Genomic DNA, 19,101 nt, shown 5'->3' with positions numbered 1-19,101 from the left:
TGCTATCACTCTTGCTGCATTCTCCATTTCCCTGGCCACACGCCAGGACGGATTTGAGTCGGTAAATACTCCTCATTCGGGATTAGCCCTGGAGTTCAATATTTTCAAATCGGGGATCAACAAAACAGCCAACAACAGTAAACTGACTAAAGCTATTACCGCCCACCACCTGGATACGACCTGTGGCCACCCAGGCGTGGGCCTTCATTTCATGAGTATCTGGATCAAACATTAAACCAAAACACAATGCATAGGGTATGTGATATAAACCAAGTAAAGATCTTGCCACTATTGCTTGCGGTAAACAGTTGGAATCCCACGGCGTATATCTCGCAGTGAGTCGAACCAAACGGCCAAGTATCAAGGCCTTTTGCTCCTGCTCGCGGGTTAATATGGGAATCCAGGGCGCAACCCCCACATGAGTTCCCAGTTTGGGGGCAATCCTGGCAAATGGAATCTTTAACGTCACCCATCTGGCAATGCCCAACAGGAACCAACAGGGAATAAAACCCAGTTTGGTTAAAACAGGCTGCTTAAGAAAACTTTTAACTTTACGGGCAAAAACTTTTAACACTTTGATAAACTTTAAAACTCGAGTAGTACTATAGTTAAAAAATAGTTGAAAACCAGAGTAAGAACATTCGAGAGCGGGGAACATTCAGTACATGTCCAAACACCTTTACAAAAGCCCTAGCAACAGAAGCTTTGGCCTTCTTCTTACCACTGTCCTTATAATTGCAATCGTAGCGTCTTATCCCGCATCCAAAACATTGACAGTTTTTTTTGCAGCCTTGGCAGTATTGTCCCTGATCTGCTCTTTAATTATGCCGAATCTCTTCGCTTTGCCAAATCAAACATGGAATCGGTTTGGAACCTTGATGCAGAAGATTGTTAATCCGATTATCTTAGGCGTTATATTCTTTTTTATCATTTGTCCTATTGCTTTATTGATCAGAATCTTCGCAAAACGCCCGCTAGACCTCCAGTTGAAACAAAACCATGACTCATACTGGATCGATCGCACAACGCAAGTATCTCAACTTAGTATGAAACAACAATTCTAAATGAGAAGAAAATATGTCTATTTTTAGAGAGTTATACCAATTCGTCCGCGTAAGGAAAAAGTACTGGTTAGCTCCCATATTAATATCTATGGCGCTACTGGGAAGCTTGATTATCTTCACCCAGGGTTCAGTTTTCGCACCATTTATTTACACTTTGTTTTAGAAATTGCTTAAATAATATGATTATTTTGGGGATTTCAGCATACTATCACGATAGTGCTGCGGCCATTATTCAACACGGAAAGATTATAGCCGCAGCTCAAGAGGAAAGGTTTTCCAGAATAAAGCACGACTCATCCTTCCCAGTTCAAGCAATAGAATACTGCCTCTTCGCTAACCAAATAACCTTAGACCAGGTCGATCATATTGTCTTTTATGAAAAGCCCTTCCTTAAATTTGAGAGGCTCCTTGAAACCTACTTGAGCTTTGCACCCCGAGGTTTCGTGTCTTTTGCAAAAGCGATGCCTGTATGGCTGAAAGAAAAGCTGTTTCAACGCACGCTACTCGAAAATGAACTGAAACACATATCACAAAAAGAAGACTACCAGGCTCCACTCTTATTCTCGGAACACCATTTAAGCCACGCAGCCAGTGCTTTTTATCCCTCACCATTTACAAAAGCGCTGATCCTGACAATGGATGGTGTGGGCGAGTGGGCAACAACGTCATTGGCTGTGGGCGATGGCACGAGCATCAAAATAGTAAAGGAAATACACTTTCCGCACTCTCTGGGACTGTTGTATTCAGCATTCACCTATTATCTCGGCTTCAAAGTCAATTCAGGCGAGTACAAGGTGATGGGCCTGGCACCTTATGGCAAGCCTGTGTACAAGCAACTGATTCTGGACAATATCATTGATGTTAAACCAGACGGTTCGTACCGGCTCAACATGGAGTACTTCAATTATTGCACCGGCCTGACCATGACTAGCCCTAAGTTTCATAAACTGTTTAAATCCGCCCCACGAAAACCCGAAAGCGAGCTAACACAATTTGACATGGATGTTGCCGCTTCAGCCCAGGCTGTGATTGAAGAAATTGTACTCAAGCTCACGAGTTCTATTGCTAAAGAATTTAGAATACCCAACCTCTGTCTGGCCGGTGGTGTGGCGCTTAACTGTGTCGCAAATGGCAGAATACTGCAGTCGAATGAATTCGAAAATATTTGGGTTCAACCCGCTTCCGGCGACGCTGGTGGGGCACTGGGCGCAGCGCTGCTTGCTTATCATATGCACTGTGAGCAACCACGACTGCCAGCCCGCAGTAACGCAGACAAGATGCACGGCAGCTACCTCGGTCCCGACTTCTGCCAAGAAAAGATAGAACGAACTCTGACCGAAATCGGAGCTGTATTCGATATTATGGAAGACGACGCTTTGATTCAACGGGGCGCACGGCTACTATCTGAGCAAAATGTTGTCGGGTGGTTTCAAGGTCGAATGGAGTTTGGCCCCCGAGCACTTGGCTCTAGGTCAATACTGGCCGACCCTCGCTCACCCGATATGCAGAGCACACTGAACCAGAAAATAAAATTCCGTGAGTCTTTTCGTCCATTTGCGCCTTCAGTGCTGGCAGAACATGCATCTGCCTGGTTCGATATCACGTGCGCCTCCCCTTATATGCAGTTTGTAGTGAATGTTTTACCCAATTCGGAAACTGAACAAAACAATGGTCACGTTGAGCACCACAGAACCAAACTACCTGCCATTACTCATGTAGACAATACTGCACGGGTTCAATCCGTTCATTCCGAAACCAATCCACGCTTTCACAAATTGCTGACGGAATTCTACCGGTTAACTGCATGCCCTGTTCTAATTAACACCAGCTTCAATATTAGAGGCGAACCGATTGTATGTACGCCACTCGACGCATTCCACTGTTTTATGGGAACCAATATGGATTACCTGATTATCGGTAATTGCGTGCTTTCCAAATCTGAACAAACTCAAGACCACAAACAGAGTTACATCGATCGATTTGCTCTGGACTAGAAACCAATCAACGGATATTTCCTCTCAATATTCTTATGCATAGTGACTGCTCCCCGTCCTGTCGGGCAAGGCTTCCAACTTCTTAGGCTGCAACCGATGCGTGGCTGGATTTACGCAAGCCTCCATTGGCAGGAACCGACAGTCCTTCGGCACTTTAATCCAGTTATCCCCCGCGCTGATACTCGTGCAGTGGTAACTGGATTGTTTGCCGTGTTTGCGCTTGAGGTAACGATCGGAGTGCTTCGCGTCGAAGAAGTTCTGAAAGGCTTTATCCAGGTTGATACAAGCTTGCTGGAGTGCAATCGAGTCAAACTCCTTGAGCCAGTGATACTTGCGTGACTTTTTTGCCGCCGCGAGCAGGGCTTAATATCTTTCTTGGCCTTGAGCTTCAGGCCGTGGCGTTTGTACTGAGCACTGATGACATGCAAGGCCTTGTTGTACACGAACCGCGTAGCACCGAACTGGCGGTTGAGAAATTCCGCCTGTTCAGGCGTTGGGTAAATTCTTACTTTGGTCGCTCTCAGTATGCTGTAATTACATACAGCCTATTATGAAAAACAAGAAGTTCTCCGAACTTCCCGCTTATATCCCCGCCCGAGTGGGCGAGGGTTTACGCATGTATATGCTAATCACTACATGACAAAGCCACCCTCACGGTAATGCCATCGCCCGCTCAGCCATCCAGAACGACCCCATCAAAAAGATCCCGAACGCCGCGACCGGCATAGCATGCCGACGATACAGGTTTTGATTACGTAAACTGTAAATCAGCGGTAACACCAGAAGTACAATGGCCAGTTGCCCAAGCTCTACACCCAGATTAAAACTGATCAAGCTGGTGAGAAACGCCTCTTTAGGCAATTGCAAATCGCTCAACACACTGGCAAAACCAAACCCGTGAATCAATCCAAAGACAAATGCGACTAACCAACGTTGCCGGTGCAAAACAGGAAAAATAATATTCAATCCTGCCAACGCCACAGAAAAAGCGATAACCATCTCTACCCAGGTAATCGGTAATACAATCCACTTCAACGTTGCCGCAGTCAAGGTAATGGAATGGGCGATCGTGAACATGGAGACGACAATCAAGACATCACGGCAAGCCCCCTTAAAAGAATCATAGCTCTGCCACCGAAAATCCACGCGACGAAATACACCGGGAATCAACAATGCAAGCAGAAAGAATATATGATCCAGTCCAATCCAGATGTGCCAGACACCCTGGACCACAAAATCCTGAACGATTCCGAGCCAGTTTCCCTCCTCTGCGGTCCAGTCAAGCACCAACGTGCGTGATTCCGGGGTGAGCACTCGGGTTATCTTGTCACGAGCTTGCGCATTGCCTTGTTGCGAAAACTCATAAGTCACGAGTGCACGATGACTACGATCCTGATCAAACAGCAGATTATATTCGAGGGATATGTTTTCTAGCGGTTCAGGGCAGCTCAGACGAAATGGCAGCACCCAATACAATCCAGAATTCAAACGATCAATTTGTGCAGATGATGGTGTAACTTGACATTCCACACTTTGCTGTGTGAATCGCAAGCTCGGCTCAGCCCAGGCGAAAATCTCTGCCTCACGGTCTCGAACTTCAGCCCAGGTTACCTTTCCATTCCCGTCCCGGTCCAGGCCAAGACTGAGCTCTAAATCCATTAATCCAATATGCCAGTTTCCAACTGCCTGTCCTGCATCCTCTGCTGAATCTAACTGAAGCGCCAATTGGCTTTGACTCACCTGATGTGCAAGCACAGGAGAACCTGTGATCAGACCGAACAACAAGAATACATAAATTGCTTTAGCTCTCATGCCGATTCTCCTGCAATCGCGCAGATACTTTAGCCAGAAGCTGATCGATTCGGCTGTCCTGTAATCGAGTATCTGCCACAAACTGTAACACCGGCTGCAAGGCATTCATTCGATCTGCAGCTAACGCGGCTTCGAGCACCAGGCGTGTATCGCCGGGCTCTTTCTGTGTTTGCCAATTGCGCATTGCGGCCTCGAAAGCTTGTTGCGGGCGGTGGGCCAACCTCAGGTAATACTGGGCGATTGTTTTATCTGAGCGAACTATTTCCTGGCGTCCCGTAGCGAACGCTAATTGCTCCAGCTCAATCGCCTCATCCAGACTCGCCAACGATTCTGTCGCCCTTGAATCGCCCTGCTGTATGTACGCTTCGGTCAATTTAATCTTGAGCGACAGATCCGACTGGTTTTGCAATAAAGTAGTGAGTACGCCAGTCTTGCCACGTTCGAGTAAAAAATCAGCATAATGATTCAACACATAGCGATCATCAGGCCGATATTCGAGGCATTTGCGGTAAAGCGACTCAGCGAGGCGACTATACTCAAGCCGATGGGCCACGGTAGCCAATGTCACCCAAATCGGGTAGCGCGCCTCAACGCTCAAGGTGCGATTCGCTAATATCTGTTTCAGATACTCAATCGTCTGCTCGCCCTGACCCGTTACACCATCGACCTGTGCAACGCAATTGAGCGTAATATCCGCCGTGGTCAGTAATGCCAGGTATTTACAGTCTTTGCGGGCCAATTCAGAACGCCCCTGCAACAAGTGAATCTGAGCACGATTCAAGCGTGCTTCCACATGCTGGGGTTGATGGATTAACACCAAATCCAGCTCTTCCATTGCATCATCAAACAAATGTTTGTGTTGCAAAATTCGCGCTTTGAACAATCGAAAATGGTCTGGCACTAAGGCTGACTCCCACCATGGCATCAGCACTGATTGGGCCTTGCCATACCAACGCGGATCACCATCCAGCTCTGCCAGGTTCAAATACTGACGGGCAAGCGGTAATGCCTGGTCGAGCCTAGCGACTTCATTAATATGCGCTTGTTGCAACGCCCTGCCTTGGAGAAATGAAGGCGGCAAAACTAACAAGACTTCTGCGTCATCCTCCGGAATGTAAGGGGCAGCCAATGCTGCACTGCCCCCCCAAATCCCCAGCACGGAGCAGAACAGGTACACTAATCGCAGACCTGATCGCAAGGCACACACACCGGAGGAGACAACGCCCCGCCAGTGGATGTCTTTAAAACAAGCTGGAAAAGGCATCGTCATCCTCATTACTCATGTCTAAATTCAAACCATTAATATCCAGAGGCGCAGCGGTATCTGACGTCTGGTTTTGAATCAAATCCAGTACTAAAGCTGAAAATGTCCGCTCATCCAAGCTCGTTAACAGCGCTGTAACAGCAATGCAAGCTGCAGTCGCTGTTTCCGGATTTTCAGTCACGCTTGCAACGAGCATCGCCAGTTGATCCGCTGAGGGCTCAGCGCTCAAAGACAAACTGCGACGTTGCTCAATGTAGAATTTAGAAACCAGTGTGCGATTTTGCAGCACTTCAACATCGCTATTTTGCGCGCCACCGAGAATGTTCAACGTCACGCTTTGTAAGCTGGACGCCCCCGTATCCAATTCTCCAACCCAAAACGCCAGACCTGCATCATCCGGTGTACGCGCAAACAGCTGCTCGTATAAATTAGTAACCAACACACCGTTATCCAGATTTCCAAATCGCTCGTCGAACTCCGAAGACCTGCCAAACGCATCGATAATACTGTCGAGACGGCCACCCTGGTTTTCCAGAATCTGAGACCAAAAAGCCAGTCCGTCCGGATCTGCCGGACGCCCGTAATAGCCGATGTACGCTTCTAACACGGTTTCCTCTGCCATTGAAAATTCAGAGCCGACAGCACACTGTGCTGATGCCTGAACTGACCAGGCGGTAAAAAAAATCGCCGTTATCAAAGTGCAAAAGCCGGAAGTATGATTATTCATTGCCCAACTCCCTGATTATTGCGCCGATCCGGCACGGGGTGAATTCAAATAGGGAAAGTGGGACATAAAATCATTCACACTAACCGTGGCACCATCCGTTAACGGTGCATTTTTATTCGGTGCCAGACTTTCATCCGCGATCAAGGCCCCCATGGCAACACGCAATACAGCATCAATAATGTCATCCCCCGGACGCCGCCCGTTGGGGAATCCCGCGAAATCACCACCGAGTACACCCAGATTCGCCTGTGCATCGACAGGGGTTACGTCAATGCCGGTATTGAGCCGCAGCATTTCCGAGGCAACCACGCCCGATGGCTGGTTCAATCCGGGAACACCTGTTAGAAAGGCTTGAATCAAATCCTCACGAGGGAACAGATTTGGCGCAACAGCGGTTCCAGGAAAAAGGATCTCAAGCAGTTCAGGGAAGGTTGGATTCGTCACATACGTGGCAAATTGGCCATCGTCTTTAGGTTCACTGGCGTTAAATGCATCTTTATCTTTCAAACCAATCACCACTTCATTGACCAAAGGCATACCCAGACGCGATACCTGTGTCCAGGCCCCGCCTTTGACTGCTGCACCTTTACTGGCATTCGGACTTGGATTGAGAACCCTTGCCTGACGAATACTCGCCGTGGTCCAGCTTCCGATCACTGTTTCACTGCCATCTGTCAAACAGGTAATGGGCACCTCCAGCGCAAGCGTAGTAACATTCTTGTCTGCGAGCGTATTACTCGCACTATCCTCTGCAGCAAGCGGATTTAAATTTACCAAGTCAAAAATCGGCCCGATATTAATCGCAAACCCTTCAGCACGCTGGCCCACAAATACTTTCCCTGTGCTATCACAGCCCGGGATTCGGGTGTTGTAAATATGGTCGTTGGCATATCCCTCATAATCGGGAATGGACTTGGTGCCAATGTAGTCCAATGGCTTACGGAACGACATTGAGCCCGTATCCGCATTCACGACAGAATTATGCGAGCCTGTGCGTCGATCGCCATAGATCATATTCAGAGCATAGGTCTGTCGAACATTAACGGCGTCCGTATCTATCGCCATTGGGCCGACCTGACCAATGTTTTTAAGTGGGACAGACACAGAAACACCGTTGACAGGCACTTGTAAATCGGACTCAACGGTTTGAAACTGGAAACTGAACGTGACATCTTCAATGCCATCGCCATTGTTATCGACATGAATCTGATACAGCGCTTCATTGGCCAAATCAAAATAATTGGGGCCACCGTAAGCATCCTGCAACGGTAAATAATTGGCTAAAAACGTGACATAGCCATCCCGCCCGGACTCGTAGCTTCGGAACATGTAAAAGTCCGTCGCATCCACCTGCGGCATTGTGGCAATGAAAGGGGCTTCCCGGTGGCTTGATGCCTGGGTACCCGAGGCCAGCATAAGCGCCATAGTCAGCGATGGCAGCGCCACCCGTGTACTCAGGCGCTGTTTATTTTTGGTATTCATCATCTCGCTCCTTCTCAATAAGCTTCGGTTTGTTTCAGACCCGAGGTACTGCCATTTACCCTCTTGAACAGGTCTTCTGCGGCATATACGAGAAGGTTGCGAGCTTGGATGCAGGAAAAATTAATTTATTTTATAAAAACGGAAATACCCTTTAAATTCAACAAGAAAGACATTCTACCTAACGACTACTTACGATACCAGCAAAGCAGCCTTGGACAAGATTCACCTCCAATTCAGTTGAAATCAGGGGCTGTTTTGAAACAAAAGCACACGTTTGCGCCACCGGGGCATTTCCCTGCGGAGATATTTGTCTTTAAAGGATTGCCGGTTGGTAAAGCTGAATACTTCATCCAGTTTCAGGTTAAACGGCGCTAACCGTAAATCTAACGGGCGGAACTCGCCATCATTGATGTTCTGGTTTTCTGTTACGCCGGAGACATTAATACAGTTGGTAATAAGTGCATACTTATAACGACTTATAAGCGGCAGGAATGCCTGGACATTTTCGTTGCTCCAGTGCTGTAGAACATCTTTAGCGATCAACAAATCTGCATCGGGCAGTGTTTCCGGTTTACCGGAGTACAAATGAAAGGCAACATTATTCCGTGTGAAGTGGGCCTGATTCTGCTCAATTACTGACTGCACAACATCAAAGCCCTGGTAGGACGCACCTTGCCAATTTACATACCGGGAGAATTGCCAGTCACCACAACCTACATCAACGATGGACTTTATATTCCGTGTCTTAATAAACTTTTCAAGAAACCGGACATAACCACCAGTATGCTCAGGAAAAGAGCCCTCTCCAGACCCTTTTCCCCACTCATTGGTCTCATAAATCGTTTCAAAAATTGCTCTCATTTCGGTCCCTCTTTTATTAATTATCCCTACTTCGTCTGGACATACCGCTTACGCATGCCCAGGAACGGTTTCTCAATGGTTTGATAACTCAAATGCGACACAAACCAGACCAGCAGGAACAGCACAAATGCATTAACCAACGCATTGATCTGGTCAATCGCAAACAGATTAATCGGCCCCAGGGTATTGAATACCAGGAATATAACCATGCCATGTAACAGATAAAACGAATAACTGACCTCACCGACTCGGGTCATAAACTGGTTCAACAAGGCAGGTATTTTAAGGGGCAACAGCATGTAACCGATGACAAAAAATCCCCATGCCAGCGCTTCCTGAAACGACCAGGTTACCCAGAAGAGCTGCTTGGGATTCTCATGGAAAAAACTGAAGTACTTCGCCTGAATAAAGCTGTTAGCGTATACGGCAAGAATGGCTATAGGAAACAGCACGTACCGGAACCGGTACAATAAATCACGATAATGGAACAGGACATAGGCGAACACCATACCCAAGACAAACTGATCCAGACGACCGATCAGCGTTGAGTACAGCATATGGGTGGAGCGCTCCGAAACGTAGTAACTCGAAAACTTGATCAGAAATAATATCGCGAACAAGCGCACCACGTAGATCAATCCGGCTTCTTTGAAGAATCGGGCAATAAACGGAAAGATCATGTAAAACGTAAACTCAACGGAAATGGTCCAGGCCGCTCCCGTGATAAAACTGCCCGATGTCGGTGCCTCACCAATATTCGAAAACAGCGTATAAAAAATATAGTAGCCCTTGAAGTCATCCCGACCGACGGAAATCGCAACGAAGAATATCACCAGAAACAGGGGCGCAATCCGCAAAAATCGGTTGGCCATGAATTGTCGGTAGTTAATTTCGTTACTTCGCAACGCGATCTGCATGAAGATAAATCCGGACAGCACGAAAAACAGACTGACCCCTGTATGCCCTTCAATAATCAACCCCATCCAGGCATTTTCTTCATGGGCGTGCCATTTCAGATAATAGAAATGGTAAACATGAAATAAAAATACGATTAAAGCGGCAAGGAAGCGCAAATGATCCAGTTTAGGCTCATACGGGAGGTTGGAAGACTTCATAAGACTGTGATGTTCCGATTGGCTGAGGCAAGTAAAGCCGGCAATGATATACCACGTTCTTTACAGATTGAATGGTGGCAGGGGTTTATCCATTGTTGAGCTGAATTTTCAATAATAATCAAGACCTGTGGACGGTCTTACGGTTTTGCAACTTAGAGAAATACGTTTTCACCCAAATACCAAACCATCAGATAGAGCAAGAACAACACGACTAAAAAAGCCAATGCTTTCAACGAAGCAAGCATGCCACGTTGCCAGCCGAATCCCCGCACAAAATAAACAGGTATGCCAATCGGCGCAAACAACGCAGCAATAAACGCAGAACCACGGGGCTCTCGTATATTCTCAATGCGCACATGGGCTTTTACCCATAGGAAGATCAACACAGTCATGAGCAACGAGTGACCGAAACCAATTTCACGACTTGCCTGAGGCCAGACCACATCGGCAATCGCACTCAAAACCATCGATACTGTGATACAGATTAAAATAATCTGTGCTTGATTCAGCGTTATTCCATTCAACATACACGACTTGTCCTTCTTGAATTTTTGAGGCCTACAATACCGTTTTCATAAACCTGCTTAAACCTACTCATGGTTTAAACGAGCTTATCCCTACAGCGCAGGGTGCGCGGAAAGCAAGGTAGTGCTTTCCTGAATCAAGTCGGGACTCATGCCCGGTCTACCATCAAGGCGAGCCTCAACGGAGTAACTAACCCGATTCACACGACGAAAGTGACGCCAGCCACTCAGAAAATCTAATGATTTTTCGAGTGGTTGGTACCAACGCTGAAGTTTGTGGTAATACTGATAATCCCCGAGCGCCATCCTTACAGGCGGATGCTCGGTCTTAACGGTACCCTTCGCGTTAATACCAATGAGTTGTTTTGGCGGCTTTTCTTTAAAGCCATAATGCCGACGACCAATCACTAATGCGGCGGCATGGTGATCTGAGAAACCGTGTCGATCGCGATATTTCATCCGCCCCAATAATGAGGTATAAGCCGGATTGACGTGATAAAGGCGTATGCCGCGTTTAATGCTTTGCGTTTCAATCAAGTCCTTGATCTTGCCGTAAGCAAAGGCATTCAACATGCGGGCATACTGAGGGTGATCCTGCTTTTGGTATTGCCGTTTTTTCTGCTGAAAATCCAGCTTTTCAATCACCACTGCTTTACTTTGCTGTGCGGCAAAGTCCATCAGGTCGCGTACGGCATCCCCAATAATAGCTGCCCGTTGAGCATCATTCTTATAGTGTAACGGTAAGTCAAACGTTCGGTGTTGCAGTGGGTTACCGTTTCGATCCAGCTCGACGACCGCTAAGTGATCCGGGTTGACATCCACACCAATGACACCTTGATCAGCATCGATCCACTCTGCTTGCTCTGTTGGTCCTGCCACTTCCACGCTAACGAGTAACCGCCAACCCTTTTTGTCTCGCTTAAATCGAAAACTCAGGGATTGCCCTTTGATTGATTTATCGTGCTTTTTAACCTGATTTTGCCAAACGGCTTGGGCAATCATCGCCTTACCATGCTTGAATTGCAGGCGATCAATGTTAATGGTCGTGCCGAACGTGGCGCGTAATTGATGGGGCACCAAGAGTTTTAGCTGGTAAGCATCTTCTTGCGCACTGGGCGATAGCTGGGCATTTTGACAGCCCCAGGATTCATCATGAGAACCCACTAATAGAAATTCACGGTGGCGCGCTTCGTGCCAGCGACATTGCCAATCCCTGATCCCTTCATTGGATTTTAGTGTTTGTCGCTCTTTCAGCAGCTTTCGACCGCCGAAACAAATCGGTGTTTTGTTTTCCTGTTTTTCGGCCACCAAGGCGGCCTGCTTTCGCTGCCAACGACGCAGTTTAACTTCCTTCTGTCGTAACCTGTTGCGAAGTTGTTTCGCCTGTTGCGGGCAGCCTTTCTCTGCAACATGATCACAGCGCTTATTTAGCTTGTTGAGCGTCTTCTCCAGCTGTTTGATTTTAACGTCCAGCGTCACCAGTCGGTTGTTTCGATTGGTTTGGTAAGACTGGATTAAGCCTTTAATGCTTTGCCGTACGCCTTGAAATACCCGATAGCTGAACGGCATCCCCATTTCATGCATAAACTGGGTACGACTCAATTGCTGGGCTTTAGGCTTTTGTAAGTTAGCAAACCAACGAAACTTCACTTGATTCCACAACTTGGCATAGTGGCACAATGCCGAATCCTGCTCATGAATCAAATCAAGCCGGGTTTCAAAGGTGAGTGTTTTCGTTGGCGTATCCATTAGGCGATGGCTCGTTGATTTTTAAGAGACGCGTGCATAACAGATCGTTCGGCGTTGCTCATCAGCAGTGGACCGACCACAAAGGGCTAAAAGTTTCTCAAGCGCGTAACGACGATGGCCACCAGGCGTACGGAAATCTGAGAAAAATCGTGATTCTTTTTCCCAGCGACGAAGGGTGGAAACAGCCACACCCAGCAGAAAAGCGGCAGCGCCAATCGATAGAAATTCAGCCATAATCATCACCTCCATCCATGAGAAAATAATACTGTACAAGTTACTGTGTATGAGTAGGTTTAGTCAAGTATTTCGTTAACTGTTAAAGCCCCGTGAATCTGCCATCCGTCTAGCGAGTACTGCAGAAATAAGGCATTCGCCCCCCTCACTTGATGGCTCGAGTGACACTGCATATACTCAAGAAAGATCACAAAAAGACCACCCGTTTTTCAGCCACGAAGGCAGGGTAATCATGATTCTGAATTCAAACCAGTTCGCTACAGTTATTCTTTTGTGGGCGACGCTTTCCCAGCCCTGTACCGCTGCCAACCTCTTTATTCCCGAAAACGGCAGTTTAAATGTTAACTCGGAAGCTTTGGTGTTTGGCGCAGCTGGTACAGAAAAGGTCTCAATTGCCAATACTTCGTATGTCCAGTTGGACGGTAACATCGAAATACTCGAGCTGACGGAACCGCTTGCGAGTTATCAATTCTCGGTCACTGGCACCATTATCTCGATTTATCGCGATAATCTGGTCAACGCCCAATTCCTCGGGCTGAACCAGTCAGTTCAGGTAATCTTCTCGGACGGATCAGCTACCTTGACGCTCACCGGTTTGAATCAAGCACAACTTGGTACCCAGTCACTAAGCATGAATCCGCAAGCCATCGAGACACCGCTGGATGATCCAGAGAACACAATCGATGCCAGTTGTCCGTCTGCCACGGATGAGACGCCTATTTCTCCGGGTCCATATGACCATCTGCTCGCTGTAGCCACTTCCACAGACGGATTGAACTTCAGTGGCGACCAGTCTGTCCTGCTGGAACACGCTTCCGCACCGGATGCCGTCATCGGGCCGGATGACAAAACCTGGATTTACTATGTCAACGGCTCACCGGGCCAGCACGCTATTTTCATCGCACAAGTCAGCGACGATGGCACTGTCACGCCGTTCAATTGTGTCAGAATCAATGGCCAAGTCGATACGCAAGCAGTAGATCCGGATGTACTGCGTTTATCGGACGGGGGTTACCAGCTGTTTTTCAATCCTTTAGTCTCGGCAAGTGGGTCAGAAAATGAAGGCATCTACTACGCAACATCCACAGACGGAATTCATTTCTCCAGCGCCACACAGATTATCGCACAAACCGGGGCACTCAACCCCAGTGGCATTCACCTGAATGATGGTTCCTGGCTACTCACGTTCACAGACGAGTCTCGCACTTACATTGCCAACAGTACCGATGACGAGTCCTATGAAATCATCGCGGACTTCCCCCCCGGCATACCGGAACTCAACTATCAATCAGACAACAACGAAATACGCCTGTACAACGCAGAACTCACCGGCCTGGAAGTTCGAGTCAGCATCGACAACGGCCTGACCTGGAACGAACTCCAAGCCACCGCCCCGGGCGTACAAGACCCATCAATCCTCAAGCACTCATCTTCGGAATGGTTGTTGTATTACCGGTTTACCGATTGAGGCACTTTCTAACACTGCACTATGCACTCAATCTATCTCGTGATTTCGAAAACCCTCAATGAAAACCCTGGACAATCACGGCCTAAGCTCTCCAATCGAAACCCCCTTTCTATCTCTCGCCGATCAAGATAGGAAAGGCTTTGACTATCTCCTCACGGAGAGCCCGAAGTTCTCCACGTTTAACCATCCGATTGGATGAGTCCTCGATATCGCATGTGCAGAATACCGGTTCTTAAATATTTGAGTTTATAATTTGATCGAGTTTTCAGTTATGCCTGTCTGGGATGTGTGCGGGATGTGTGCGGGATGTGTGCGGGATGTGTGGCGAGATGAGGCCACCCTCTGGATTCTCATTGTAACAATGTTCACTGATAGATATAGGAGGATTTTTGAGTGTCGCAGGTTATTACTCTCCAGATTTTACTGTTTAGTATATTCATCGTCTCTTTCTCCGCAGAGACTGTGTCAAGTGAATTTGAATTAACACGGTTTAAAGAAGCTATTTATCAAAGAGATATCGTTAGTCTTGCAAACCAGTTTTACTTTGATCAAATTTCTGGTGTTGTTAATAAAGTTCGTTTGCAAAGGGAGCTTGATATAGTTTTCACGTATTTTGGGAATGTAACAAATTGCAGGCAAACGGATGAAGATAATTTTGCAGCAATTGTATTGGTATCCTCAACTCAAGAGATTACTGCAGAGCGGGAGTTCAAGTTCCAATGTGAGTTTTCCAAAATTGGTCATGGAGCTATATTGGTGAAGACAATAACAGTGGAAAATCAAAAATTAGCATTTTCATTTTCAATTGGTGTTACGGGTGATGCTTCGAGGAGTAAAGAGCTTTGGAGGATGTTGAAATCTCCAATGGCTCAAATCATGGGTGAAGAAAATAGAGATAACGTATATTTTTTAGAAAATAAGTACGCAGTTTTTTTAGAAAGGGAAGAGTGTATTGATGATCACTACAGTGTTCGATACAAAACATTTCATAGACTTTTAGATCAAACTAATGAGGTAAAAGATGAAGTCGGTTATCTGCTTGCAGATGTATTAGCAGAAAAATTGATGAGCTGTGATGTTAAAAAGATTATCGTCATTGTTTCTGAGGTTTATTCTGGTCAAGATGAAGTGTTGGGGCGCTTATTATTTCGATTCAATGAATCTAAAAAAGAATGGCAGCTCAGAAGTGAATGATTGACAGTGAAACATCAAGGACAGGCATGCCTATCACGTTGAAAACCCAATGCGGGGGAGATCAGGTGTTCACTTGCCGGAATACGCGATTTGATGATACTAAGTAACTAGCAGTCGCCTAACAGCTCGATATTTCACATGCTTCGCAGATAGCTTCCAACCCTCCAGATTTCTCATTTCTATCACTTTTTTGACCGCAATCAACAGCTGCTGCGCCTAACATTAACTACGAAAGCACATGGATGTGCCTGTCCACGTTGTGCCAATCACTACCTAAAAATGCAACTAACTAAGCCGTGCTACAATCATGACGCGGGAACAGCTCGATATTTCACATGCTTCGCAGATAGCTTCCAACCCTCCAGATTTCTCATTTCTATCACTTTTTTGACCGCAATCAACAGCTGCTGCGCCTAACATTAACTACGAAAGCACATGGATGTGCCTGTCCACGTTGTGCCAATCACTACCTAAAAATGCAACTAACTAAGCCGTGCTACAATCATGACGCGGGTGTTCCGCATACATGGATAAGACAAGGATTAAAATCATGAAGATTAAACAATTGCTGCTAACGGCTTTACTCTCCACTTCAGCCGCAGTGTTCGCGGTAGAGGATTCGGGGGAAGTTGAGGGGTGGAGATATCAGATTAGCAGCGACCCAATTACTGATGAAGACAATGCCTTTATTGAAGTCGATGGTGACTGGGGCTCGATTTTGACCGTTTATTGCGAAGGCGAAGAACTGATTATATATTTTGGCATGAATGACTATATTAGTGAATTTGAAGGCGCAGAGGTTGATTATCGGCTCGATAAGAATGCACCAGTCTCTAAATTCTGGCAAACGTCAAGATCGCGTACGGGTCTCATGTATCCAAATAGCCCCGACGCTGAAAAGGCTTTTCTAAAGGAATTACTATCTTCAAGCACCTTCGCGCTTCGCACCTATAATGATAACGACAATCCGATCACCCGAGTTTGGGATCTCTCGGGTATGTCTGCCGCCTACCAAAAAATTAAATCTTACTGCAAAACTGAGTAATGCCACGGGACTTGCGAAACATCAAGGACAGGCATGCCCATCACATTGCATTTGCAGTTTACCGATTTTTGCACTTGTAAGTTTAAAATTTGATACGATTTTATGCCTGTCCACGTTGTGCCGTAGCAGGCTCCAGTGCATTGTTTTGTTATACTACGGCTCCGAAATCCAACTTATGAAGCTTGCCAAGATTTACAGACTTCTTGGCAAGCCATAAATCGTAGCTGTCTTGCATAATGAGCCAGCTTTCTGGATTGCGACCTAAAACCTTTGAAAGGCGTAGCGCTGCGAAACATCAAAGACAGGCATGCCCATCTCTATATCCGGAATCGATTCCGGATCCCCAGACCCAGCAGAAAAATGAAGATGACGGCCAGAATCGACTGGGAGACCGCCGCGAGATGTACAATCCAGGGCACATCAAACCCACCTGCCGCCGGATAAAGTACCGCCAGCGCTTCCGATTTTGCCGTGCGATGCCAGGTCAGAAACGGGACGGATTGTGCCAGCGATAACAACAGGCCGGCACTCCATTGCCCCATGAAATCCGACCGCGAACTGCTGGCCGCACACCCCATATAAACGAGGGAGAATAAGATCCAAAAGATAAACAACCCCACAACCGGTCGGAGTAAACTACGTCCATAGTCACTGAATAACGCATAGAGATCATAGGGAATACGTGCCCACCATTCTGCTTTTAACCACCTGGAGGCCTTCAACTCCAGGGCGAACATATCCAGTTCCAAGCTATGGTTATCGGATTCCGCAGCAAGCTGCTTTAAGCGTCGATAAGATCGGGCATACTCAGCAATCTCAGCAAGTTCAATTTCGTTATGAGGCTCAGTTTCCTCCATAAAAAAGCGCTTTTTGATACTGGATAGGGATTGACTCAGTGCGGATTGAGTGCCGAACTCGCCCCAACCGATGGGATCCCCAAGGCGAATACCGTCGATTGCCACTGGGTGCGAAAAGCTACAGCCGTTGAAATCGATATAGGTTTTTACAGCGATATTGTGAAAATCTGCATTTCTTTCGAATTTTGACCCGGCGCAGTCCAGTCTCTTGACCACGAGATCACCGAGCATAAAGTTCCCATTGAAATCGCAATTTCTCATACTGATATGAAGTGCAGTAAGATTATTCAGCACACATTCCTGATGAACTTTCACACAATCAAATCGCAAATGGTCGATTAACACAGGGGTCGGGACTTGAATCTGAATCTCATGGAAAGTGGAGTTTGAAAAGTCTATGCCTGAATTGCAACTTCGAAAGCCGAAATAGAACTCGATACGCGCGATACCTTCTGAATCCGTAAAATTTAATCCACCGACTCTTGCACCGTTAAATGAGACATCTCCTTCTCGAAGCCATTTCGTTTTGTCAAATACTCCTATTTCAATCTCAGCTTCAGAAAAATCTGCACCGCCTTGAAAACTCGATAGACTAAAGACTGCAGCCTGCTTAAAACACGCTCCGCTAAACAAAAGTTTACCGACAGGAAACATCACCCCGCTAAAATAAGCGTTCCCCCTGAAAATAGCCTCACTGAAGTCAATCGTGCTAAGACTATCGAAGTTCAGAGTTTCAAAACGTACTTCCGGGAACACAAACCCCCTGAAGCTGATCGATAGCACCTTCAATTCCAAAGCCCTCGAAAACGTCACTCCCCTAAAATCGACTTTCGTCACGTCCTGTTCATCAATAAAGCAGTTCCACGCTTCTTTGCCCTGTTGAAAAAGGTTGAAGGCTTCCTGGCCCCGTAACGTCCTCCCCATCATGTCTTCCTTTTACGTTTTTAGTTGACCTAACAGTCGTTGTATAAGGCGAACGTCTTTTCCATGGTGGATCAGATTACTCGCAAAGCTATGTCGCAACATCGAGGACAGATATGCCCATCACAATCTCAACTCTTGCGGACTGACAGTATAGTTCGTTCAGCATATCTGCAAACTCGCTTATCGCCCAATAGCAAAAAGAATTTTGCCATGAATTTACCCGGAAATCGCCTAGTATCGGTAACCGATACGCCTTACTACCGCATCGTCGCTCGATTGGACAGGCATTGCCAAACTGCAAGTCTCAGTCACTTGTGGGATTGCCAGTAAAGACCCATGGCGCAGCTCTACGCCCCCCCTGGAATTCAACAGGCTCAATCGTTGAAATCTCTTAAATCTGAGGGTCATTATGTTCTGCATGATGGTTGAACGGGGCTTCACGACCCTGAGTGAAACGCCCCACAACACCACGCGGGCATGCAAGGTGTTGTGGGGGCTGGAGGCTAGATACCTCCGGCTACCCGATTAGGTGAACCTTTTGATCATTTCTTTAATTTTAGCTGCAAATGCAATCACGGTTACTATTAATACATAAAGAATATAAGCCCACGTTGGGAAATTGTGGTCATCTATCAAATACATTAGTGGTAATGGTATAAGAACATACAACAATATAAGTTTTGCTATAAAAGTAATTTCACCACCAGTTTCATACATACAAATCCCGCAAAACGCGCATAAATGTTGCGTTTTTAAATGCCTTACTGGTATGAAATATATGCCACCT

The 19,101-nt window shown here is 46.7% G+C and carries 18 protein-coding genes and 1 pseudogene; 7 read left to right on the top strand and 12 right to left on the bottom strand.

What is annotated here, in order from left to right:
• Nucleotides 1–82 precede the first annotated feature (82 nt).
• Nucleotides 83–574, bottom strand: a complete 492-nt coding sequence (locus tag OLMES_RS01300) for a lasso peptide biosynthesis B2 protein (RefSeq protein WP_198343177.1) — start codon at nt 572–574, stop codon at nt 83–85.
• A 91-nt stretch (nt 575–665) separates the two neighbouring features.
• Between OLMES_RS01300 and OLMES_RS28990 the strand changes: the two genes are divergently transcribed.
• From OLMES_RS28990 to OLMES_RS28485, 4 genes are all read left to right on the top strand, one after another.
• Nucleotides 666–1,064, top strand: coding sequence for an SxtJ family membrane protein (locus OLMES_RS28990; RefSeq protein WP_087459585.1), 399 nt, complete (start codon nt 666–668; stop codon nt 1,062–1,064).
• A 13-nt stretch (nt 1,065–1,077) separates the two neighbouring features.
• Nucleotides 1,078–1,227 carry a DUF5989 family protein gene (locus OLMES_RS28490; RefSeq protein WP_087459584.1) on the top strand — a complete coding sequence of 50 codons (150 nt, stop codon included), beginning with the start codon at nt 1,078–1,080 and terminating at the stop codon, nt 1,225–1,227.
• A 16-nt stretch (nt 1,228–1,243) separates the two neighbouring features.
• Nucleotides 1,244–3,058, top strand: coding sequence for a carbamoyltransferase family protein (locus OLMES_RS01285; protein ID WP_087459583.1), 1,815 nt, complete (start codon nt 1,244–1,246; stop codon nt 3,056–3,058).
• Nucleotides 3,059–3,154: 96 nt separating this feature from the next.
• On the top strand, nt 3,155–3,397 hold the full coding sequence (locus OLMES_RS28485; protein ID WP_232465238.1) for a hypothetical protein: 243 nt from the start codon (nt 3,155–3,157) through the stop codon (nt 3,395–3,397).
• A 113-nt stretch (nt 3,398–3,510) separates the two neighbouring features.
• Here OLMES_RS28485 and OLMES_RS28480 read toward each other — a convergent pair.
• From OLMES_RS28480 to OLMES_RS01240, 10 genes and pseudogenes are all read right to left on the bottom strand, one after another.
• A pseudogene (locus tag OLMES_RS28480) lies at nt 3,511–3,561 on the bottom strand (helix-turn-helix domain-containing protein); the annotation flags it as partial.
• A 148-nt stretch (nt 3,562–3,709) separates the two neighbouring features.
• Complete coding sequence (locus OLMES_RS01275) at nt 3,710–4,870, bottom strand: HupE/UreJ family protein (protein WP_157678097.1); 1,161 nt, start codon at nt 4,868–4,870, stop codon at nt 3,710–3,712.
• On the bottom strand, nt 4,860–6,134 hold the full coding sequence (locus OLMES_RS27870) for a tetratricopeptide repeat protein (RefSeq protein WP_157678096.1): 1,275 nt from the start codon (nt 6,132–6,134) through the stop codon (nt 4,860–4,862). The genes OLMES_RS01275 and OLMES_RS27870 overlap by 11 nt, the downstream gene beginning before the upstream one ends.
• Nucleotides 6,112–6,861, bottom strand: a complete 750-nt coding sequence (locus OLMES_RS01270; protein WP_087459581.1) for a DUF4214 domain-containing protein — start codon at nt 6,859–6,861, stop codon at nt 6,112–6,114. The genes OLMES_RS27870 and OLMES_RS01270 overlap by 23 nt, the downstream gene beginning before the upstream one ends.
• A 15-nt stretch (nt 6,862–6,876) precedes the next feature.
• Nucleotides 6,877–8,346, bottom strand: a complete 1,470-nt coding sequence (locus tag OLMES_RS01265; protein WP_232465237.1) for a DUF4331 domain-containing protein — start codon at nt 8,344–8,346, stop codon at nt 6,877–6,879.
• 240 nt (nt 8,347–8,586) lie between these two features.
• The gene (locus OLMES_RS01260; protein WP_087459580.1) at nt 8,587–9,204 is read right to left on the bottom strand and encodes a class I SAM-dependent methyltransferase; all 618 of its coding nucleotides are present in this window, start codon (nt 9,202–9,204) and stop codon (nt 8,587–8,589) included.
• A 26-nt stretch (nt 9,205–9,230) separates the two neighbouring features.
• A complete protein-coding gene (locus tag OLMES_RS01255) occupies nt 9,231–10,319 on the bottom strand; it encodes an acyltransferase family protein (protein WP_087459579.1) in 1,089 nt (362 codons plus the stop codon).
• A 152-nt stretch (nt 10,320–10,471) separates the two neighbouring features.
• Nucleotides 10,472–10,846 (bottom strand): hypothetical protein, encoded by a 375-nt coding sequence (locus OLMES_RS01250; RefSeq protein WP_087459578.1) that lies wholly within the window; start codon nt 10,844–10,846, stop codon nt 10,472–10,474.
• Nucleotides 10,847–10,936: 90 nt separating this feature from the next.
• Complete coding sequence (locus tag OLMES_RS01245) at nt 10,937–12,592, bottom strand: IS200/IS605 family accessory protein TnpB-related protein (protein WP_087459577.1); 1,656 nt, start codon at nt 12,590–12,592, stop codon at nt 10,937–10,939.
• 21 nt (nt 12,593–12,613) lie between these two features.
• Complete coding sequence (locus OLMES_RS01240; protein ID WP_087464279.1) at nt 12,614–12,826, bottom strand: MerR family DNA-binding transcriptional regulator; 213 nt, start codon at nt 12,824–12,826, stop codon at nt 12,614–12,616.
• 232 nt (nt 12,827–13,058) lie between these two features.
• On the opposite strand from OLMES_RS01240, the gene OLMES_RS01235 reads away from it, so the two are divergent.
• The 3 genes from OLMES_RS01235 to OLMES_RS01225 all read left to right on the top strand — a co-directional run bounded on the left by OLMES_RS01235 (nt 13,059) and on the right by OLMES_RS01225 (nt 16,533).
• Nucleotides 13,059–14,294: a glycoside hydrolase family protein gene (locus OLMES_RS01235; RefSeq protein ID WP_087459576.1), complete on the top strand. Its 1,236-nt coding sequence runs from the start codon at nt 13,059–13,061 to the stop codon at nt 14,292–14,294.
• A gap of 393 nt (nt 14,295–14,687) precedes the next feature.
• Entirely contained in the window at nt 14,688–15,488 is an 801-nt protein-coding gene (locus tag OLMES_RS01230) for a hypothetical protein (protein ID WP_087459575.1), read from the top strand.
• Nucleotides 15,489–16,038: 550 nt separating this feature from the next.
• Nucleotides 16,039–16,533 (top strand): hypothetical protein, encoded by a 495-nt coding sequence (locus OLMES_RS01225; protein ID WP_087459574.1) that lies wholly within the window; start codon nt 16,039–16,041, stop codon nt 16,531–16,533.
• Between the two features lie 317 nt (nt 16,534–16,850).
• On the opposite strand, the gene OLMES_RS01220 is transcribed toward OLMES_RS01225, so the two are convergent.
• Nucleotides 16,851–18,314: a pentapeptide repeat-containing protein gene (locus OLMES_RS01220; protein WP_087459573.1), complete on the bottom strand. Its 1,464-nt coding sequence runs from the start codon at nt 18,312–18,314 to the stop codon at nt 16,851–16,853.
• Nucleotides 18,315–19,101: the final 787 nt, after the last annotated feature.

The organism is Oleiphilus messinensis (genome assembly GCF_002162375.1).
In the GTDB taxonomy this organism is placed as follows: Bacteria; Pseudomonadota; Gammaproteobacteria; order Pseudomonadales; family Oleiphilaceae; genus Oleiphilus; species Oleiphilus messinensis.
Note: the sequence above shows the minus strand (reverse complement) of the source record. Positions and strands in the feature narration are given on the sequence as shown.